The 20331-nt window shown below is 65.4% G+C and carries 22 protein-coding genes and 1 tRNA gene; 10 read left to right on the top strand and 13 right to left on the bottom strand.

The window, feature by feature from the left end; translation table 11 throughout:
* Window positions 1-58 precede the first annotated feature (58 nt).
* Entirely contained in the window at window positions 59-775 is a 717-nt protein-coding gene (locus DEM26_RS15320; protein WP_088720284.1) for a GNAT family N-acetyltransferase, read from the bottom strand.
* A 50-nt stretch (window positions 776-825) separates the two neighbouring features.
* Window positions 826-1278: an outer membrane protein assembly factor BamE gene (locus DEM26_RS15315; protein ID WP_075775485.1), complete on the bottom strand. Its 453-nt coding sequence runs from the start codon at window positions 1276-1278 to the stop codon at window positions 826-828.
* Window positions 1279-1448: 170 nt separating this feature from the next.
* On the opposite strand from DEM26_RS15315, the gene DEM26_RS15310 reads away from it, so the two are divergent.
* From DEM26_RS15310 to DEM26_RS15275, 8 genes are all read left to right on the top strand, one after another.
* Window positions 1449-2039 carry a YceD family protein gene (locus DEM26_RS15310; protein WP_075775486.1) on the top strand — a complete coding sequence of 197 codons (591 nt, stop codon included), beginning with the start codon at window positions 1449-1451 and terminating at the stop codon, window positions 2037-2039.
* Between the two features lie 216 nt (window positions 2040-2255).
* Complete coding sequence (gene rpmF / locus DEM26_RS15305) at window positions 2256-2462, top strand: 50S ribosomal protein L32 (protein ID WP_075775487.1); 207 nt, start codon at window positions 2256-2258, stop codon at window positions 2460-2462.
* 78 nt (window positions 2463-2540) lie between these two features.
* Window positions 2541-3662 (top strand): phosphate acyltransferase PlsX, encoded by a 1122-nt coding sequence (gene plsX, locus DEM26_RS15300; RefSeq protein ID WP_088723618.1) that lies wholly within the window; start codon window positions 2541-2543, stop codon window positions 3660-3662.
* The gene (locus tag DEM26_RS15295; protein ID WP_075775488.1) at window positions 3659-4633 is read left to right on the top strand and encodes a beta-ketoacyl-ACP synthase III; all 975 of its coding nucleotides are present in this window, start codon (window positions 3659-3661) and stop codon (window positions 4631-4633) included. Before plsX ends, DEM26_RS15295 begins: the two co-directional genes overlap by 4 nt.
* A 145-nt stretch (window positions 4634-4778) precedes the next feature.
* A complete protein-coding gene (ihfA, locus tag DEM26_RS15290; protein ID WP_075775489.1) occupies window positions 4779-5078 on the top strand; it encodes an integration host factor subunit alpha in 300 nt (99 codons plus the stop codon).
* A 27-nt stretch (window positions 5079-5105) separates the two neighbouring features.
* Window positions 5106-6083 carry a MerR family transcriptional regulator gene (locus tag DEM26_RS15285; protein WP_109172770.1) on the top strand — a complete coding sequence of 326 codons (978 nt, stop codon included), beginning with the start codon at window positions 5106-5108 and terminating at the stop codon, window positions 6081-6083.
* Window positions 6084-6170: 87 nt separating this feature from the next.
* Window positions 6171-6248 (top strand) — tRNA-Pro (locus tag DEM26_RS15280).
* Between the two features lie 61 nt (window positions 6249-6309).
* Window positions 6310-7392, top strand: a complete 1083-nt coding sequence (locus DEM26_RS15275) for a 2'-deoxycytidine 5'-triphosphate deaminase (protein ID WP_109172769.1) — start codon at window positions 6310-6312, stop codon at window positions 7390-7392.
* A gap of 146 nt (window positions 7393-7538) precedes the next feature.
* On the opposite strand, the gene DEM26_RS15270 is transcribed toward DEM26_RS15275, so the two are convergent.
* Window positions 7539-8711 (bottom strand): FAD-dependent monooxygenase, encoded by a 1173-nt coding sequence (locus DEM26_RS15270; protein WP_088723609.1) that lies wholly within the window; start codon window positions 8709-8711, stop codon window positions 7539-7541.
* A gap of 123 nt (window positions 8712-8834) precedes the next feature.
* Window positions 8835-9257: an RNA polymerase-binding protein DksA gene (gene dksA / locus DEM26_RS15265; RefSeq protein WP_075775492.1), complete on the bottom strand. Its 423-nt coding sequence runs from the start codon at window positions 9255-9257 to the stop codon at window positions 8835-8837.
* Between the two features lie 238 nt (window positions 9258-9495).
* Here dksA and DEM26_RS15260 point away from each other — a divergent pair, with 238 nt between their 5' ends.
* On the top strand, window positions 9496-10338 hold the full coding sequence (locus DEM26_RS15260) for an AAA family ATPase (RefSeq protein WP_088720281.1): 843 nt from the start codon (window positions 9496-9498) through the stop codon (window positions 10336-10338).
* A gap of 61 nt (window positions 10339-10399) precedes the next feature.
* Window positions 10400-11401, top strand: a complete 1002-nt coding sequence (locus DEM26_RS15255) for an aldo/keto reductase (protein ID WP_109172768.1) — start codon at window positions 10400-10402, stop codon at window positions 11399-11401.
* Window positions 11402-11469: 68 nt separating this feature from the next.
* On the opposite strand, the gene DEM26_RS15250 is transcribed toward DEM26_RS15255, so the two are convergent.
* The 9 genes from DEM26_RS15250 to DEM26_RS15210 form a co-directional block, all read right to left on the bottom strand.
* Complete coding sequence (locus DEM26_RS15250; protein WP_075775495.1) at window positions 11470-11685, bottom strand: hypothetical protein; 216 nt, start codon at window positions 11683-11685, stop codon at window positions 11470-11472.
* A 14-nt stretch (window positions 11686-11699) separates the two neighbouring features.
* Window positions 11700-12365, bottom strand: a complete 666-nt coding sequence (gene scpB, locus DEM26_RS15245) for an SMC-Scp complex subunit ScpB (protein WP_075775496.1) — start codon at window positions 12363-12365, stop codon at window positions 11700-11702.
* Complete coding sequence (locus DEM26_RS15240; RefSeq protein ID WP_075775497.1) at window positions 12362-13144, bottom strand: segregation and condensation protein A; 783 nt, start codon at window positions 13142-13144, stop codon at window positions 12362-12364. Before DEM26_RS15240 ends, scpB begins: the two co-directional genes overlap by 4 nt.
* Window positions 13137-14138: a beta-N-acetylhexosaminidase gene (nagZ, locus tag DEM26_RS15235; RefSeq protein ID WP_109172767.1), complete on the bottom strand. Its 1002-nt coding sequence runs from the start codon at window positions 14136-14138 to the stop codon at window positions 13137-13139. Before nagZ ends, DEM26_RS15240 begins: the two co-directional genes overlap by 8 nt.
* Window positions 14138-15202, bottom strand: coding sequence for an SPOR domain-containing protein (locus tag DEM26_RS15230; protein WP_109172766.1), 1065 nt, complete (start codon window positions 15200-15202; stop codon window positions 14138-14140). The genes nagZ and DEM26_RS15230 overlap by 1 nt, the downstream gene beginning before the upstream one ends.
* 74 nt (window positions 15203-15276) lie before the next feature.
* Window positions 15277-17022: an arginine--tRNA ligase gene (gene argS / locus DEM26_RS15225; RefSeq protein ID WP_075775500.1), complete on the bottom strand. Its 1746-nt coding sequence runs from the start codon at window positions 17020-17022 to the stop codon at window positions 15277-15279.
* Window positions 17023-17167: 145 nt separating this feature from the next.
* Entirely contained in the window at window positions 17168-17590 is a 423-nt protein-coding gene (locus DEM26_RS15220) for a GlcG/HbpS family heme-binding protein (RefSeq protein ID WP_075775501.1), read from the bottom strand.
* Window positions 17587-19752, bottom strand: a complete 2166-nt coding sequence (locus DEM26_RS15215; protein WP_075775502.1) for a malate synthase G — start codon at window positions 19750-19752, stop codon at window positions 17587-17589. Before DEM26_RS15215 ends, DEM26_RS15220 begins: the two co-directional genes overlap by 4 nt.
* Window positions 19753-19960: 208 nt before the next feature.
* On the bottom strand, window positions 19961-20299 hold the full coding sequence (locus DEM26_RS15210) for a hypothetical protein (protein ID WP_088724934.1): 339 nt from the start codon (window positions 20297-20299) through the stop codon (window positions 19961-19963).
* Window positions 20300-20331 lie beyond the last annotated feature (32 nt).

Genomic DNA, 20331 nt, shown 5'->3' with positions numbered 1-20331 from the left:
TTGGGACAAATATCCCCGCCGGAGGCTCCTGCTTTCTCAGCCCTCCGAAACGTCCGTGTTACCCGGCCAGCGCCCGCAAGCTGCGCCGCCGCGCCTCGGGGATCGCGGCGATCTCCAGTGCGGTGAAGACGTGACAGGTGTCGAGGTCGCGATCGATCACGGCGTGATCCGATACCCATCCGCCCATCCCGAGATAGGATCGCAGCAGCGGCGGCAAAGCACTGACGTCACCAACCTCCCCCGCCAGGGCAGCAGGGTAGTCCACACGCTCGGACGCTTTGGGGCGCGGACGCAACGCCTCTGGGCCAAGCGCGCGAGCCGCGAGATGCGCGAGCCCTGAGCGATGCGTCCGCCAGTCGCTTCCCGTGAAGGAGGAGCAGCCAATCAGAAGCTCTGCCCCGGTCTCCTCGGCAATCCGTGTAATCGCAGCCCAGCCCAGACGCAGCACATCGGGATCGCGCAGGCCCGGACGCGTGCAGAACCGTCCCAGTTCGAGAATCGGCCCGGACCATGCGGCGAGCGGCGCGAGATCGTAGAACTGCGCGCAATAGCCCTCAGGCAGCACCGCCCCACACCCCAACAGCAAAAGCCGCGCGGCGGCGGCGGGGCCGTGATCGTCGCAAATCAGGATGTGGCGGCAAAGCGGGTCGAAGCGATCGGCATCCGAGGCGCCATTCCGGAAGGCCGCCGCGCGCAGTGCAAGCGCGGCCTCTCGATCCGCAGGGGTCTCTGCCTCGCGGACCTGATAGGTGCCTTTTGCGAAACTCAGGGACATGCGACCTCGCAGATCATGACGGCACCCGCCTCGGGGCCGCCCTGCTGCGATCAGTTGTTTCCGAGAACCTGACCCGCATTGACGCGACCGATCGAACCCATCAGCTGACGCAAGAAGCCGATGCCCTTGACCTTGCTCTCGGTCACGCGGCGCGACAGCGTCACGACCTGACCCTTCTCGAGGCCGAAGCGTTCGACATTCGAGACGACGCCATTGTCATTGAAGGACACGGCGACGACTTCGCGGCTGATTTCCTGCGGAGCGTGCCAGGTCACGGTTTTCCAGCGCGAACCGACGTAATACCAGCCCGAGCCTTCCAGCAGCCCGGTGGAGCTCGGCCGCCCGATCGCGGCGGCGACATCGTCGCGTGTGCTCTTGCCGACCTCGATCTGGGCGAGGTCTTCGTCAATCGGCACATACCCGTGGTTGCGGTAGATCGGAGAGCAGGCCCCCGCGATAAGCACCACGCCGAACGCGATTAACAGCATGGCCTTGCGCATCATTGAACCGATCCCCACCTGCAACCCCCTATTGCCTCTGACACTTCGGGCTTTTAGTGACGCTTACATCATGACTGCGCCGCCCTCAAGCGCTAGAGCGCGCCGACAGGGCACTCGGGCGCATGCAAAGGGTCGCAGGACAACACCGAGCGACCCAAAACAAGGAGCCGGACATGACACAGACCCCCGTCGATCCCGACCTGCCCGCCGCCCCCGAAACGATCTGGAGCGAGCCGATGCGGCTGGCCGATCTGCCCAGCCGAAAGCCGACGCGCTTCGACATCGAGGCCAAGGGAGAGCGGCTGCAAGCGATTGCAGACTGGGCGGATATTCGCGGCGTCGAGGCGCTGCGGCTTAAAGGCGAGCTCGCGCCGAAGGGCCGCTCGGACTGGGAGCTGCGCGCGACCCTCGAGGCCCGCGTGGTTCAGGATTGTGTGATCACCCTCGCCCCGGTCACGACCGATATCCGCGAAGAAGTGGTACGGCGTTATCTCGCCGATATGGAGATGCCGACCTCCGAAGAAGTCGAGATGCCCGAGGATGACACCGCCGAGCCGCTGCCCGCGACGGTGAATCTCGGCGTCGTCGCGCTCGAGGCGATGGAGTTGGCCCTGCCGCTCTATCCGCGCGCGGAAGGCGCGGAGCTGGAAGGCGCGCAGGTTACCGAGCCTGGCGCGGAGCCGCTCAGCGACGAGCAGATGAAGCCTTTTGCCAATCTGCGCGACTTGCTTGCCAAGGGCGAAAGCGGTAAGGGCGACGCCTAGTGGAAGACGCGGTTTCGCACCGCCCGAAACCGCTTGAAAAAAGGCCGGAAAAAAGGCTTGCACGGAAAAAGAATCCGAGTATGTTCCCGGCCTCATTCGACGTTTGGCTTCGCACCCCGAGAGACGCTTTCGGCCAAGTGACGAAACCACAAGGAAAATCAGGGCTGTAACGCCGCAAACACGGGCTACTGGCCCCCGAAACCCCGAGGTTGAGACATGGCTGTCCCTCAGAATAAAGTCACGCGTTCGCGCCGTAACATGCGCCGCGCCCACGACTCGCTTACCGCTGCAAACCCGGCGGAATGCCCCAGCTGCGGCGAACTCAAGCGCCCGCACCACGTCTGCCCGTCCTGCGGTCACTACGCCGACCGTGAGGTCGTCGCTCTGACCGAAGAGGTCGACCTGGACGACGACGCGGCGTAAGCCCGTCGACCCGCGCCGCACGTCATGCAAGACTCGCAAGACCAGCCGCAGACGGGATCGCAGATGAAGGCCGCAGAGATGCAGGCCGCCCAGAAGGGCAAAGCGCCGGCGAATGCCGGCGCTGTCGTTCTGTCCATCGACGCTATGGGCGGCGATCTTGGCCCCGAGGCCACGATCGCCGGTGTCGCGAAGGCGCACCACGCCCAACCCGATCTGCATTTCATCATCCACGGCCCGCGCGCGCAGCTCGAACCGCTGATCGCCAAGCATGATCTTGGCGAATGCATCGACCTGCGCCACGCCGAACGGACCGTCACGATGGAGGACAAGCCCGCGCAGGTTCTGCGCAGCGGGCAGGATACCTCCATGTGGTCGGCCATCGAATCGGTGCGCGACAAGGAGGCCGATGTCGCGGTCTCCTGCGGGAATACCGGGGCGCTGATGCTGATCTCGATGATGCGGCTGCGCAAGGTGCCGGGCGTGAACCGTCCGGCCATCGCCTCCTTCTGGCCGTCGCGTGGGCCTGCTGGCTGGAATGTCATGCTCGATATGGGCGCCGACGTGAAAGCCGACGCGGAGGATCTGCTGACCTACGCCCTGATGGGCACGTCCTATGCGCGCAACGCGCTGGGGCTGGAGCGTCCGCGCGTAGGTCTGTTGAATATCGGCACCGAAGAGCACAAGGGCCGCCCCGAGCTGAGAGAAGCCCATGAGCTGATCGGCAACGCCCAGGAGGCGGGACAGTTCGACTTCGCGGGTTTCGTCGAGGGCAACGAGCTTGCCGGCGCCCGTGCTGACGTCATCGTGACCGACGGCTTCACCGGCAATGTCGCGCTGAAAACCGGCGAGGGCACGGCAAAATTCGTGGCCGAACTGCTGCGCGAGGCGCTGACCTCTTCCGTCATGTCGAAGCTGGGCGCACTCCTGGCGATGGGCGCGCTCAAGCGCCTGCGGCACAAGACCGATCCGCGCCGCGCCAATGGCGGCGTCTTCCTCGGCCTCAACGGCACGGTCGTGAAATCGCACGGCTCGGCGGATGCCACCAGCTTCGCCGCCGCGATCGAACTGGCCGCCCGACTGGCACGCTCGGGCTTCGGCGCGAAGCTTGCCGCACGGGTTGCCACTGCCCTTCCCTCGGGGCAGGATGAGGCCAAATCCGGCGCGCCATCTGCCGCCGAGAAAAGCGAGAGCAGCCAATGACGATCAGATCCGTGGTGCGCGGCGTGGGCCATTACCTGCCCGAGCGCGTTGTCGAGAACGCCGAGTTCGAGAAAACGCTCGATACCACGGATGAATGGATTCGCGGCCGCACCGGGATCGAACGCCGCCACATCGCCGCCGAGGGGGAATACACTTCGGATCTCGCGATCAAGGCCGCGAAAGCCGCGCTTGAAGACGCGAATATGAGCGTCGACCAGATCGACGCGATCGTCGTCGCGACCTCGACGCCCGACAGCACTTTCCCTTCCGTCGCCACGATGGTTCAGGCGGGGCTGGGCTCGACCACGGGCTTTGCCTATGACGTGCAGGCGGTCTGCGCGGGCTTCATCTTCGCGCTGACCAATGCGAACGGGCTGATCCTCTCGGGTCAAGCCGAGCGCGTGCTGGTGATCGGCGCCGAGACCTTCTCGCGGATCATGGACTGGACCGACCGGGGCACCTGCGTGCTGTTCGGGGATGGCGCGGGCGCGCTGATCCTCGAAGCCGCCGAGGGCACGGGCACGTCGACCGATCGCGGAATCCTGTCGTCGGACCTGCATTCCGATGGGCGCTACAAGGACCTGCTCTATGTCGACGGCGGGGTGTCGACCACCGGCACGGCGGGCCATCTGCGCATGCAGGGCAACGCGGTCTTCAAACATGCGGTCACCAAGCTCGCCGAGACTGCGCACAAAGCCCTCGATAAGGCCGGGCTCACCGGCGAGAACGTCGACTGGATCGTGCCGCATCAGGCGAACCTGCGCATCATCGCAGCCACGGCCGAGCGGATGCAGCTGCCGATGGACCGCGTGATCGTCACGGTTCAGGACCACGGCAACACCTCCGCGGCCTCGATCCCGCTGGCCCTCTCGGTCGGCAAGCAACGCGGCCAGATCAAGGAAGGCCAGGTTCTGGTCACCGAGGCGATCGGCGGCGGTCTGGCATGGGGCTCTGTGGTTCTGCGCTGGTAAGCGCGGCCTCTCTGCATTCGTTTTAAGCGTCTCCCGCGCAAACGCGCGTGAGCCCGCGCATCAAGCCCGTCCGCCAAGTGCTTGATATTGACTCGGGAATTACGGTCGGTCACTGTTAGCGAAATTCTTTATCCGGGGGGATAGGATGTCGAAGACCCTGACGCGCATGGATCTCAGCGAAGCGGTGTTCCGCGAGGTTGGATTGTCGCGCAATGAATCGGCGCAGCTCGTCGAAAGCGTGCTGCAGCATATGTCCGACGCCCTCGTGGAGGGAGAGACGGTCAAGATAAGCTCTTTCGGTACCTTCTCGGTGCGCGAGAAAGCCAAGCGCATGGGCCGCAATCCCAAGACCGGCGAAGAGGTTCCGATCTCGCCGCGTCGCGTGCTGTCCTTCCGTCCCTCGCATCTGATGAAGGACCGCGTGGCGGCGGGCAATTCGAAGTAACCCGACAACAAGTGACAGGTCCTACCGATGGGTAAATCCGCCGACGCGTTTCGGACGATCTCTGAGGTTTCAGACCTTCTCGACACGCCGACCCATGTTCTGCGGTTCTGGGAGAGCAAGTTCACCCAAGTGAAGCCGGTGAAGCGTGCGGGCGGGCGGCGGTATTACCGGCCCGCTGACGTCGCACTTCTGGGCGGCATCAAGCGTCTGCTGCATGACGAGGGCATGACCATCCGCGGCGTGCAGAAACTGCTGCGCGAGGAAGGTATCCGCGAGGTGGCCGCGCGGGCGGAAGTCAGCCTCGAGGATGAGCGCGAGACCGGTGAGGCCACGCAGAGCACTCCGGAGTCAATCGCCCCCGTTTCCGCGCCCCAGCCCAGCCCGGCCCCCGAAGAGCACACCCAGACGCAAGAACCCGCGCCGCAGGAACCTGCGCCCGAGACGGTCGACGCGGCCGCGACAGACACCTCTCCGCAGGAGGACGCCCCGCGAGAGGCGGCGGCCCACGAGGACGTCGTGCAGGCGGCGGCTGAAGACGCCACCGAGAGCAGCGCGCCAAGCGAAGCGCTGCCCGAGCGTCCCGAGGAGCTGCTCGACCTCAACGCCTCCGCGGAGGCGCCGATCGAGGCCCGTGAGAGCGGCTCAGTCACACCCTTCCCCGGCGCCTCGCAGCCGTCGTTCTTCGACGAGTCGGAAACCGCTTCCCGCGAATCTCCCGTACTGGACGAGTCGGAGGATGACGCAGAGGCCCCGATGGCGCTCGATGTCGAACCCGAGCCGGAACCGTTGGCTCCTGTCGTGGCGATGACGATCAATCGCGGGGGGCAGTACCGCGCCGCGAAAAGCGCCCCGCGGGCCGATCTGGCCAAGCTGTTGCACGGGCTGCGCACCCTCGATCCGGCGCGGCTCAGCCCTTCCGATCGAGGCGATCTGCGCATGTTGCGTCTGCGTGCGCAGTCCCTTCAGCTGAGGCTCGCGCAGCATGGCTCCGCGCGGGCGGAATGAGTGATCGCAACCCCGGACGAATTGGCGTGAAATTTCTCTCACTAACTGCTTGCACCCGCCGCCCGGTTCGCACTATATCCCCCTCGTCGGGCTGTGGCGCAGCCTGGTTAGCGCGTCCGTCTGGGGGACGGAAGGTCGTGAGTTCGAATCTCGCCAGCCCGACCAATTCGACAAACGCCCACCTCTTCATCGGGGTGGGCGTTCGTGTATCCGGAGGAGGGATCGGATGACCATCGGCGTGCTGCCCGACACGAAGCTGCAAGAGATGATCACGCGCGGAGAGATCGCTGCGGATCCGGCCATCATTCCCGAACAGATCCAACCTGCGAGCCTCGACCTGCGGCTTGGCACCGTGGCCTACCGGCTGCGCGCCTCGTTCCTTGCGGGCAAAGGCCAGAAGGTCTCGCATCGCCTGCATGACTTCGAGATGCACCGCATGGCGCTGACCGATGACGGCGTAGTGCTGGAAAAGGGCTGCGTCTATCTCGTGCCGCTGATGGAGAGCCTCGCGCTGCCTGAGGGCGTCACAGCGGTCGCCAATGCCAAAAGCTCCACCGGACGGCTCGATCTGCTGACGCGGCTAATCACCGATGACGGCACCGAGTTCGACCGAATCCCCCAAGGCTATAGCGGCCCGCTTTATGCCGAGATCTGCCCACGCAGCTTCTCGGTTCTGGTACGACCCGGCATGCGCCTCAACCAGATCCGATTCCGTGCAGGTCAGGCGGTGCTCAGCGATGCCGAGTTGAAGATCCTGCACCAGCAGGAGCCGCTCGTGGATGGCCCCGCCGTGATCGACGAGGGTCTGGGCTTCTCGGTCGATCTGAAGCCCTCTGAGGGCGATCTGGTGGGCTACCGCGCCAAGCCCCACACCGGGGTGATCGACATCGACAAGATCGGCCATTACCCGGCCCGCGATTTCTGGGAAGAGGTGCGCGCCTCCGATGGCCGCATCATCCTCGACCCCGGCGCGTTCTACATCCTCGTCAGCCGCGAGGCGGTGACGATCCCGCCCGACCACGCCGCCGAAATGGCGCCCTATCTGGCGATGGTCGGCGAGTTCCGCGTCCATTACGCGGGCTTCTTCGATCCCGGCTTCGGGCATGGGGCTGCCGGCGGCACCGGGTCGCGCGGGGTGCTGGAGGTGCGCTGCCACGAGGCCCCCTTCGCGCTCGAGCACGGGCAAGTCGTGGGCCGTCTCGTCTATGAGCGCATGGCCGAGGAGCCGCGCCAGCTCTACGGCAAGGACATCGCCTCGAACTACCAGGGTCAGGGCCTGAAGCTCGCCAAGCATTTCCGGATGGGGTGAGCCGGGAAAAGCGACCTTCCAGTGGAAGGACGCCCGGCGAACGCCCGAAGCGCAAGCGAAGGGCCGGGGCAGCGTCTCTGTGTCGACTGAGGGTCGGGCGCGGCCCGGGGCTGGTCGCCCCGCGCCCTCAGACAGGCACCACCGCCCTACCCGGCCTGCTGCGTCACGTCGTGGCCATAAATCCAGTCGAAACGACCGACCAGCCGCTCCGGAGTGAACCGGGAGGCGGCGCGCAAAGCGAGATGACCCAAGGTGCGCGGAGCTCCTGACAGGTGATAATTCCGCGCGTTCTTGTTCGCCGCGGCCACGATCCGGTCACAGCGATCCCAGCGCGCATTCTGATAGGCCGCGAAAGCCACTTCGTCGGTCTCGTGATTGGCAAGCGCCTCGGCCAGAACCCAGGCATCCTCCATCGCCATCACGGCACCCTGCGCAAGGAAAGGCAGAGTGGGATGCGCGGCGTCGCCCAGAATCGCGATACCGGGCGCGAACCAGCGCTCGGCCACAGGGTGACGGAACAGGCCCCATAGGTTAACTTTCTCGGCCTGATCGAGCCAGCCGCGCACGGTCGGGCAGAAATCCTCGAAGGCGGTGCGCAGATTGATCGGATCATCCTCGAGCGCCCAGCTCTCCTCGACCCAGCGATGCCGCTCCTCGACCGCCACGATATTGCGCAGCCCCCGGCCCAGCGGATAGCTCACAAGGTGCTTGCCTGCGCCCATGAAGACCTGCGCGATCTTCGGCTCGGCATCGTCGCACGGCACCAGCGCGCGCCACGCCACCTGATGGGTGAAGAAGGGCGCCACCCGCCCGTTGAGCGCCTCGCGCGCCTTGGAATTCAGCCCGTCCGCGCCGATCAGCAGATCGGTTTCGATCTGTGCACCCTGCTTGGTGTGCAAGACCGGATGCGGCCCCGACAGGTCCACCCGCTCGATCTGTTGCAGAAGACGGATCTTCACACCGGCCTCGCGCGCGCCTTCGGCCAGCAGTTCGATCAGCCGGGCGCGGTGAACGAAATGGTAATCGGCATCGGGCCGCAACCGCGCCATGTCGAGCTTGGCCACCTGGCTCCCGGTCTCGCCATCGACGAGCCGCACCGCCTCGGCGCGCGGCCCCGCCGCCTCCAGCGCCTCGCCCAGCCCCAGCGCGCGCAGCACAGCCGCCCCGTTGGGCGAAACCTGCAGCCCGGCGCCGACCTCGCGGATCGCCTCGGCCTGTTCGAGCACCTCGACATCCGCGCCGCGCATCGCCAAGGCCCGCGCCACTGTCAGCCCCGCGATCCCCGCACCCAGAACCGTAACCTTGCGCCCGATCAGCATGGGACCTCCTTGAAAAGCGAACACCGGCACCTTGGCGGTGCCGGTGTCGAAATGTTTTGCGCGCCTTCCCGCCCGAAGGCAACGCGCGTTTCGTTCTCCGACACGCGCAATCCGCGCGTGGGATCAATCGTCGCGATGCACCCGCTCGCGGCGCTCGTGCTTCTCCTGCGCTTCCAGCGTCATCGTCGCGATCGGACGCGCATCGAGACGCTTGAGCGAGATCGGCTCCCCGGTCTTTTCGCAATAACCGTATTCGCCATTCTCGATACGGCGCAGCGCCGAGTCGATCTTGCTGACCAGCTTGCGCTGACGGTCGCGGGTGCGCAGTTCCAGCGCACGATCGGTTTCCTCGGAGGCGCGGTCGGCAATATCGGGCACGTTGCGCGCCGATTCCGCGAGACCTTCCAGCGTTTCAGCGGATTGTTCGAGAAGTTCGGCCTTCCACGCCAGAAGCTTTCTGCGGAAATATTCCAGCTGCCGGTCATTCATGAAGGGTTCATTCTCGGCCGGACGATAATCATCCGGAAGGAAAACTTCTGCTCTCATACCTGCCCTCTCTTCCGGGCCGGGGGCGCCACCATGATCGTCATTCGCCATCGGCCAACTCTCCTCGGGCGCTCCAATACCCCAAGAACACAGGGTTGTCACGTCCGCATTCACCATCACTGCGCGTTTCCTCATCAATTCTTACGCCTGGGTTTCGGCAGCATTTTGGCGCAGATAGGTTGCAAACGATTTGCGCAAGATCATTGCGTAGCGATCTCGAAACCGGAGCGTATCCCCCGTGCAATTCCAATCGACCGACAGCTATGTCGCCCCGCCCGATCTCACCGTCGCGGTCAATGCCGCAGTGGCGCTGGAGCGCCCCCTTCTGGTGAAGGGCGAGCCGGGCACCGGCAAGACGGAACTCGCGCGGCAGGTGGCACAGAGCCTCGGGATGGAGATGGTCGAGTGGAACATCAAATCCACCACCAAGGCGCAGCAGGGCCTTTACGAATACGACGCCGTCAGCCGTCTGCGCGACAGCCAGCTGGGCGACGAACGCGTCAACGACGTTAAGAACTACATCCGCAAGGGCAAGCTCTGGCAGGCCTTCGAGGCGGACCGGAAGGTCGTGCTACTGATCGACGAGGTCGACAAGGCCGATATCGAGTTCCCGAACGACCTGCTGCAGGAACTCGATAAAATGGAGTTCCACGTCTACGAAACCGGCGAGACGATCCGCGCGAAACACCGCCCCGTCGTCATCATCACCTCGAACAACGAGAAGGAACTGCCCGACGCCTTCCTGCGCCGCTGCTTCTTCCACTACATCCGGTTCCCGGAACCCGCGGTCATGCGCGAAATCGTCGCCGTCCATTTCCCCGACATCAAGGACCGGCTGCTGACCGAGGCGCTGAGCCAGTTCTACGAGATCCGCGAAACACCGGGCCTGAAGAAGAAGCCCTCGACCTCCGAGGTGCTCGACTGGCTGAAACTTCTGCTCGCCGAGGACCTGAACCCCGAAGACCTCAAACGCGAAGGCGCGAGCCTGCTGCCGAAGCTGCACGGGGCGCTTCTGAAGAACGAGCAGGACGTACACCTGTTCGAGCGACTGGCTTTCATGGCGCGGCGGCAGGGGCGCTAGCGCCCCGGAACCCGATCACCCCGCTCACGTTGCCCAACCTGCTCACCAGAAAGGAGACCCCATGACCGACAGATACGAACTCCCGCACCCGATCGGCATGGGGGGCGTTGCGCTTGGCAACGAGTTCCGCGTCACGACAGACCGGCAGGCGGCGGACACGCTCGAGGCCGCGTGGGAAGCGGGCATCCGCTATTTCGACGTGGCGCCGCATTACGGCGTCGGCTTGGCCGAACGCCGCTACGGGCAGTTCCTGCATCACAAGCCGCGCGAAAGCTTCGTGCTCAGCTCGAAAGTCGGGCGGCTCCTGAAAGCGGGGCCCGAGCATCGCAATCAGCAGCTCATGCCCTACTCCCCCTCGCCCAATATCGAGGTCTACGACTACAGCCGCGAGGGTACGCTCCGCTCGATCGAGGACACGTTGCAGCGCACCGGGCTCGACAGTCTCGACGTGGTCTTCGTGCACGACCTCTCGCCCGATAACGGCGCGCTGCCGAAGGACTGGCTGGAGCTGTGGCCCGAGGCGGTCGAGGGCTGTTTCGCGACGCTGAGCGAGCTGCGTGACCAAGGGGTCATCAAGGCATGGGGCATGGGCGTGAACCGACCCGAGCCGATCCTGAAATCGATGGAAGACAGCGATCCGGATCTGCACCTGATGGCGAGCCAGTATTCGCTGGTGGAACATGATCACGCGGTCGAGACGGTCTTCCCAGCGGCGCGCAAACACGGCAACAGCTTCGTCATCGGCTCGGCGCTGAATGCGGGCTTCCTCGCGGGGCTCCACCGTTACCATTATGGCGCCAAGAACAGTGTCATCGCGAAAGAGCGGATGGAGAAGCGCGATCGCCTGAGAGAGGTGGCCTTCGATCATGGGGTGAATCTGCTCGCGGCCGCGTTGCAATTCGCGAAAGCGCCGGATGTGGTGCAGACGGTGGTGGTGGGGCTTGGACGTCCCGACGAGGCGATCGACGACGTGGCGGCAATGAACATGCCGATCCCGGCGGAGTTCTGGCAGGACCTGCGCGGGGCCGGGCTGATCCACAAGGATGCGCCAGTACCCGGCTAAGGCGTGAATAGAGGAAAGCACGAAGAAGGGCGTCGCGGGTCGATCCGGCGGCGCCCTTTTCCATGAGATCACATGCGCCGCGTGATCCGCGCCGCTTTGCGCGCGCGTTTGACCGCCTCGCGTGCGGTTTGGGCCTGCTTGCGCTCCTGCGCCGTCATCGGGCTCGCGCTCTTGCCCTTGCCGCCGCGCTTCGAAGCCATGCCGATGCCCTTGTTGATCCCCCAGTTGATCCCCCGGCGCAGGAACATCCGGATGACCATGTTGATGATCTGGTTGAAGTTCATCGGATATCCCCCTGTCAATCCTCGAACAATTCGGACTGGCCGGTCTGGACCTCGTCCTCCTCGCCCTCCTCGTCGTCGTCCGAGCCTGCACCCGGAAGGGGGCGCGAGTCCAGCAGGCCTGCGGCGCGCAGCTCCTTGAGACCCGGCAGGTCGCGGGCGCTCTCGAGGCTGAACTGGTCGAGGAATTCCTGCGTCACGACGAAGGTGACGGGGCGGCCCGGCGTCATGCGGCGCCGACCGAAGCGGATCCATTCCATTTCCAGCAACTGGTCGATCGTGCCGCGCGAGACGGCGACGCCGCGGATTTCCTCGATCTCGGCGCGGGTGACCGGCTGGTGATAGGCGATGATCGCCAGCGTCTCGACCGCGGCGCGGGAAAGCTTGCGCTCCTCAACCGTCTCTTTCTGCATCAGGAAGGCTAGATCGGGCGCGGTGCGCACCGCCCAGGCGTCGCCGACCTTCACCACCCGCACGCCGCGCCCCTCGTAGCGCTTGCGCAGATGCACGAGCGCCTCGGCGGGGTCGCAACCATGCGGCATCCGTTCTTCCATCTCGCGGATGCGGACGGGTTCGGCAGAGGCGAAGAGGATCGCTTCGACCATCCGCTCCTGCTCGGCAATGGGCGGCGCGGCAAAGAGGGTTTCTTCTTTTTCTTCGGTCTGTTCCGGCTCGTCGTTCATGTCTTCTTCCGGATCGAAATGGGTTGGAACGTATCGCTCTGGCGCAGCTCGATCTGGCCTTGCTTGGCCATCTCCAGCGAGGCCGCGAAAGTCGCGGCGGTGGCCGAGCGTCGGCGTTTGGGGTCGGCGGTCCACCCGTCGGGCAGGAAGGTGGTCAGCTCCGACCAGCCACCGGCGAAACCGATCAGACTGCGCATCCGGTCCAGCGCCTCCTCCATCGTGAAGACATTAGTCCGATCGAACGCATAGGGGCGGAATTCATCGCGCGTGCGGATGCGCGCATAGGCCTGCATCAGGTCCATCAGCGAGGCCGAATAGGTGACCTTGCGGACGCGCTCGACCTCTTCCGAGATGCCGCGCGCGAAGGTGTCGCGCCCCAGCCGGTCGCGCGCCATCAGCTGCGCCGCCGCCTCGCGCATCGCCTGCAGGCGTTCCAGCTGGAAGGCGAGGTGCTCGGCCAGATCTTCCGCCGAGGGGCCTTCGGCCTCGGGGTCAGGCGGCAGCAGAAGCCGCGATTTCAGGAAGGCGAGCCAGGCCGCCATCACGAGGTAATCGGCGGCCAGCTCGATGCGCAACGCCTTGGCGCGTTCGACGAAGGCCAGATATTGCTCTGCCAGTTGCAGCACGGAGATCTTGCGCAGATCGACTTTCTGGCTGCGCGAGAGCGTCAGCAGCAGGTCGAGCGGGCCTTCGAACCCGTCGACATCGACGATCAGCGCCTCGGCCTGAAGCCGATCCGCGACCGTTTGCGAGTCGAACAGATTTTCGGTGTCACTCATCCATGCCGCCGCTCAAGAGTGCCTCAAGTTCGGCATCGAGCGCGGCCATGTCAACTGTCTCGGGCGGCAAGCGCCGGTCCAGCGCGGCCTCGGCGCGGGCCTGTGCGGCCTCGCTCATCGCCGGGGCGGCCATCGCCACCTCTTCCATCGCGGGCATGTCGCCCTTGCAATGGAGCACCAGATCGCAGCCCGCCGCCAGCGCGGCAGCCGTGCGTGTCCCGAAGCCGCCCGCCAGCGCCTCCATCCCGATATCGTCACTCATCAGGAGCCCGCCGAAGCCGATCTCCTCACGGATCATCTTGATGATCTTCGCGCTCTGCGTCGCGGGAGCCGCGTCGAGCGCGGTGAAGCGGATATGCGCCGTCATGCCCAGTGGCAGATCGGAAAGCGCCTTGAACGGCGCGAAATCAGTCGCGATCAGATCGGCCTTCGAGGCCTCGACCACCGGCAAATCCTTGTGGCTGTCCGAAATCGCCCGACCGTGGCCCGGAATATGCTTGATCACCGGGAGCACGCCGCCCGCCAGCAGCCCCTCGGCCGTGGCGCGGGCATTGGCGATCACCGTCGCCGCATCCTTGCCCAGACAACGGTTTTGCAGGAAGGGATGGGTCAGAAGCCCCGCGATATCGCAGGTGGGCGCGCAGTTCACATCAATGCCGACCGCGCGCAGCTCCTCGGCCATGATCCGCGAGCGCAGCCAGAAGGAGCGCGGTGCCTGCGCCCCTGCCTGCTTCGCCTGCTCCAGCGGCGGCAGCCATTCGCGCCACTGGGGCCCGCGCAGCCGCTGCACCCGCCCGCCTTCCTGATCGATCAGAACCGGCGCATCGCGCCCCACCGCCCCGCGCAGAGCGTCGGTCAGACGCGTGACCTGCTCGGGCGTATCGATATTGCGCGAGAACAGGATGAAGCCCCACGGATCGGCCTCGCGGAAGAAATCCCGCTCGCGCGCGGAGAGCTCGGTCCCCTCGCAGCCGAAGATCGCCGCGACGCCCATCAGCGTGCCTGCGTCGGGATGCAGTTCTGCCGCTCGGCCACGAGGGCCGCGCAGAACTGGCGCGCTTCGGTCACGTCGTCGAAGCCCGCGACGCGGAGGCGATAGAAATCGCGCCCGCCGGAGCTCGCCTTCTGGATCACGCGCTTCTTGTCGGTCATCAGCGCTTCGAAGCGCTTGGCGATCCGGTCCCATTCGCCCTTCGCCGCCGCTGCCGTATCGAAGGCGCCGACCTGCACGAGGCGCGTGCCCGCCGACAGTTCGGACGGGTCGAGATCGACGACGCCGGCCTCCGCTTGCCCGGCCGACATCTGCTTCGTCACCGCCTGCTCCAGCGCCGCCGCCAGCAGCTGATCGCGCATCGGTTTGGACTGCGGGCGCGGCGAGCGCGAGACGCCCGGCACGGAGGCCGGGATCACACCGCTGACTGCGTCGCTCTCGGGGGCTGCGTCCTGCGCGACCGCATCGGGGCGCGTCTCGGGCATGGCCGGGCTCATCAATGCAGGCTCGACGGGAATGTCGGGCGCATCCTTCACCTGCGACGGATCGGCATTGAGCGCGGCAGGCTCGAGCGCCGCAATCGCCGCCTCCACGGCAGGGTTGGACGCTGGGTTGGATCCGTCACCCGCGCCAGACGCATCGCTCGCCACCTGCGTTTCCGCCGCCAGCTCGCCCATCGGCTTATCTTCGTCGGTGAACCCTTCCGGGCTTGGCGCGAGAGTCACTTTCTCAGGTGCAGGTGCCGCCTGCCCCGTGCCGGCCACGTCGTTGACAGCCAGACCGGTATGGCGCGCAAGTTCGCCGCCCGGGTCTTCGGGCGCGATCCGGGCGGGCCCGTCCATCGCGCGGATCACCGGCACGCCGTTCAGATCGCGCATCGCCAGCTTGTACCCCCAAACCACCAGCCCGGCGATCATCGCGACCGAAGTCAGTGCCCCGGCCACGTTGACCCAGCGCGACACGACACGCGGCGCACGCTCTGGAACGGGATCTTCGGGATGCGCGTAATGGGGCTGCGGGTGTTCATGCCCGTAACCCCCACTCTCGCGGTAGTCGTAGGTCGTCATGCTCGTCGCCTCGCCGCCGGTTGCCCGGCCTTGCCCGGTTGACCCGGAATTTGCCTGTTCCCGGCGGCGTGCGTTCAGCGCATCTCTTCAGCCGGGGTCACGCCAAGAATACCAAGACCGGCGGAAATGACAACGGCACAGGCTCGTGCGAGGGCGATTTTCGCCGCCGATGCGGCCTCGTCGCCCTCCTGCAGGAAGCGCAGGGACGGCTCGTCATTGCCACGGTTCCACAGGCTGTGCAGATCCGAGGCGAGATCGTAGAGGTAGAAAGCCACCCGGTGCGGCTCGTTCGCGCGCGCCGCGATCTCCAGAAGACGCGGCCATTCGGCGATCTTCTTGACCAGTTCGAGCTCGGACGGATGCCACTCGCCGGACAGATCGACCTCGGCGAGACGCGCATCGGACATGTCCCAGCCCGCTTCCGCCGCCTTGCGCAGCACCGAGCAGACCCGGGCATGGGCATATTGCACGTAGAAGACCGGGTTGTCCTTGGACTGCTCAAGCACCTTGTCGAAATCGAAATCCAGCGGCGCGTCGTTCTTGCGGGTGAGCATGTGGAAGCGGGTCACATCCGCGCCCGCCTGCTCCACCACGTCGCGCAGCGTCACGAAAGTGCCCGCGCGCTTCGACATCTTGAAGGGCTCGCCGTTCTTGAACAGCTTCACCAGCTGGATCAGCTTGATATCAAGCGTCACCTTGCGATCCGACAGCGCAGCCACGGCTGCCTTCATCCGCTTCACATAGCCGCCATGGTCGGCGCCGAAGACGTCGATCAGCAGATCGTAGCCACGATCGATCTTGGTCCAGTGATAGGCGATATCGGGGGCGAAATAGGTCCACGAGCCGTCCGACTTCTTCACCGGGCGGTCCACGTCATCGCCATATTCGGTCGAGCGGAACAGGGTCTGCTCGCGCTCCTCCCAATCCTCGGGCAGTTTGCCCTTCGGCGGGTCGAGCACACCCTCGTAGATCAGGCCCAGATCCTCGAGCCGCTTCAGCGCCGCCTCGATCTGGCCGGTGCCGTAGAGCGATTTCTCGGAGGAGAAGACATCCATTTTCACGCCGAGACAGGCGAGGTCCTCGCGGATCATCTCCATCATCTGCTCGGTCGCGAATTCGCGGATATCTTCGAGCCAGTCTTCCTCGGGTTTGTCGAGCAGGCTCTCGCCATACTTGGCCTTGATCGCCTCACCGACCGGGATCAGGTAATCGCCGGGATAGAGCCCCTCGCGAATTTCCGGCTCGAGGCCACAGGCTTCGCGATAGCGCTCATAGGCGGAGCGGGCGAGCACATCGACCTGCGCGCCGCCATCGTTGATGTAATATTCCCGCGTGACGTCATAGCCCGCGAAATCCAGCAGGCTTGCCAGCGCATCGCCGAAGACGGCGCCGCGGGTATGGCCGACATGCATCGGGCCGGTCGGGTTCGCGGAGACATATTCCACGTTCACCTTCACGCCGCGGCCCAGATCGGAGCGCCCGTAATCCGCGCCCTCTTTCAGAACGGCGTGGGTCACATCAGCCCAGACCTTCGGATCGAGGCGCAGGTTGATGAAACCGGGACCGGCGACATCGGCGCTGACGATCCGGTCATCTGCGGCCAGCTTGGCCGCCAGCGCCTCGGCGATGTCGCGCGGTTTCGACTTGGCGGGCTTGGCCAGCACCATCGCGGCGTTGGTCGCCATGTCGCCATGCAGCGGATCGCGCGGCGGCTCCACCGCGACGTTTGCGTAGTCCAGCCCCTCGGGCAGCGCGCCTTCGGAAACCATCTGATCGAGTGCCGCAATCACCGCGGCGCGGATGTCGGAAAACAGGTGCATTCTCATTGTCCTTATTTGCGCTCTCCCCTGCCAGAGCGCGCCGCGCGCGTCAATGGCCCGAGCGGGGGTCAAGCGGGGACCGAGACGGCGCGGGCGGCCCGGCATCGCCTGCCGGACCGCCCGAAATCAAACCTTGGCAGGGTGATCAGTCCTCGGCGGTGAAGCCCGCGGCTTCGATCCCGGCCACGGCCACCTTGGCGTCATTGTCCGAGGTGTCGCCGGTGACGCCCATCGCACCGATCACCGCGCCGCTCTCGTCGCGGATCAGAACGCCGCCGGGCACGGGGCAGGTCTTGCCGTCATAGATGCCGTTCACCGCGGCCATGAAATAGGCCTGCGCCTCGGCCCGCGCCATCTGCGCCTTGCCGCCCATCCCCAGCATCACCGCGCCGTAAGCCTTGGCTTGCGCAATATCGAAGCGGCCCGGCGCCGCGCCATCGGCGCGCGCGAAAGCAAGCGGGTGGCCGCCCGCATCCAGGACGATCGCCGAGAGCGGTTTCAGCCCGTCCTCCGCGCCTTGCGCCAGCGCGGTCTCGATCATCTTCTGCGCCTGTTCGAGCGTGATCATGCGCGTTCCTCCTTCTCTTGCAGGCGGCGCTGATGCAGCACCGGTTCCGTATATCCCGAGGGTTGGACCGTACCGAGGAAGCACAGATCGCAGGCCGCCTGGAACGCGAAGCCGTCATAGCCGGGCGCCATGGGGCGGTAGTTGGGATCGCCCTCGTTCTGACGGTCGACGACCTTGGCCATCTTGCGCAGCGCCTCCATCACCTGGCCTTCGCTCACCAGCCCATGCTCGAGCCAGTTCGCGATCGCCTGGCTGGAAATCCGGCAGGTCGCACGGTCTTCCATCAGGCCGACGTCATGGATGTCGGGCACCTTGGAGCAGCCCACCCCCTGATCGACCCAGCGCACGACATAGCCGAGGATGCCTTGCGCGTTGTTCTCGATCTCGGTGCGGATTTCCTCCTCCGAGTAGTTCTTCCCACGCGCGAGCGGGATCGTCAGCAAATCGTCGAGCCGCGCCGGACGGTTCATCGCGGCGATTTCCTGCTGGCGGCGCTTCACGTCTATCTTGTGGTAATGGGTGGCGTGCAGCGTGGCAGCGGTCGGCGACGGCACCCAGGCGCAGTTCGCGCCCGCGAGCGGATGGTTCACCTTGGCCTCGAGCATATCGGCCATCTTGTCGGGCATCGCCCACATGCCCTTGCCGATCTGCGCCTTGCCGGCGAGCCCGCAGGCCAGACCGATATCGACGTTGCGATCCTCGTAGGCTTCGATCCAGGGCTGAGACTTCATCTCGCCCTTGCTCAGCATCGGACCGGCCTGCATCGAGGTGTGGATCTCGTCGCCCGTGCGGTCGAGGAAACCGGTGTTGATGAAGGCCACACGGTTCTTCGCGGCGCGGATGCATTCCTTGAGGTTGACCGAGGTGCGGCGCTCCTCGTCCATGATGCCGAGCTTCACCGTGTAGCGCGGCAGGCCCAGAACCTCTTCGACCTTGTCGAAAATCTCGGTCGCGAAGGCGACCTCTTCGGGGCCGTGCATCTTCGGCTTCACCACGTAGACCGAGCCGGTGACGGAGTTGCGCGGGCCTTCGGTCTTCTTGAGGTCATGCATCGCGCAGAGCGTGGTGACCATCGCGTCCATCAGCCCCTCATAGGCTTCTTCCCCGTCGCGGGTCAGAATCGCGGGGGTGGTCATCAGGTGGCCGACATTGCGCACCAGCATCAGCGAGCGGCCCTTCAGCGTGATCTTCTCGCCACCGCCCCCGGTGAACTGATAATCGCCTTCGAGCCGCCGCACGGTCTTCTCGCCGTTCTTCACGACGTTCTCGCGCAGATCGCCCTTCATCAGGCCCAGCCAGTTGCCATAGGCGAGAACCTTGTCCTCGGCATCGACACAAGCCACCGAGTCCTCGCAATCCATGATCGTGCTGACCGCGGCCTCCAGGATGACATCCGCGATATCGGCAGGATCGGCCTGACCGACTTCGGTGGTCGGGTCGATCTCGATCACGAGATGCAGCCCGTTGTTTTCCAAAAGAACTTCGGACAGCGCGCCCTCGTCGGAGATGTTGAACCCGAGGAACTGCGCCGGATCGGCCAGCCCCGTCTCGCCCACCGCGTTCTCCACGAAGAACACGCCGTTCTCCACGCGCAGCGCGGTCACGTCGGTCCAGCTTCCGCCCGCAAGCGGCACGGCTTCGTCGAGAAACGCCTTGGCACGCTCGATCACGCGGGCGCCGCGCTTGGGATCGTAGCCCTTGCCCTGCGGCAGATCGCCAAGCGCATCGGTGCCGTAAAGCGCATCATAGAGGCTGCCCCAGCGGGCGTTCGCGGCGTTGAGTGCGTAGCGCGCGTTGGTGATCGGCACGACGAGCTGCGGACCACAGACGGTGGCGAATTCGGGATCGGTCTCGGGGGTCTCGATCTTGAAATCGTCGCCTTCGGGCAGGAGATAACCGATCTCGCGCAGGAAGGATTTATAGTCTTCGAAATCAAAGCCTTCGGCGCGGCGATGCGAATGCCAATCGTCGAGCTTGGACTGGATCGACTCGCGCGTCTCGAGCAGCGCACGGTTCTTCGGCCCCAGCGTATGCAACAGTTCCGAGAGCCCTTCCCAGAAGCGCTCCGGCGCGACGCCGGTCCCTGGCAAAGCTTGATCCTCGATGAAAGCGGCCAGTTCGACCGCCACCTGCAGTTCGTTTCGCGCGACCCGCTGTGCCATGATGCCTCCCGTTTTCTCAGACGCGTATTAGATGAAACCGCTGGGCGCGAATGTCCAGCGGATTACGGAAAGCACGCGGGAAGGCGCGAAGCCGGAAAAGCGGTCAGGAGAACCGCGCATGCCTCGGCAGGCGGGGCTTTTCGAACCCCGCCCGCCGAGGCATCGGCGCTGATATCACTTTTGTGGCGCGACAGTCGTCGCCCAGGAGTTACTGCTGTATGGTGTCGCCCGGCGTTGCCTCACCATTGACCCCGCCTTCGCCGACCCCGGTCGTCGCGGGCGCCTGGGTGGTCGAGGTACCAAGCCCGTCAAGCGGCGCCGATGGCGGCTCGGAGCGGACGACGCCTTCGGTTTTCGGGGCGTTCTGCGTCGCGGCGGGCGCCTCTGTCTGGTCTGCACCCGCCCCGGTCGGTTGCGGGGAATTTGCGGCCATCGCGATCCATACGAGGATCACCGCCACGCCCAGTATCACGACCATGGCCATGCCGATCAGGGCGGGGGCATGCCTCTTCTTCTCGCCATTTGTATTCGTATTCGGTGCGGACATCGGATTGCTCCTTCCATCTTCGATAGTGTCCT

Origin of the sequence: Thioclava sp. NG1 (genome assembly GCF_003122275.1) — a bacterium.
In the GTDB taxonomy this organism is placed as follows: Bacteria; Pseudomonadota; Alphaproteobacteria; order Rhodobacterales; family Rhodobacteraceae; genus Thioclava; species Thioclava nitratireducens.
This window is presented reverse-complemented; position numbering and strand designations above follow the sequence as displayed.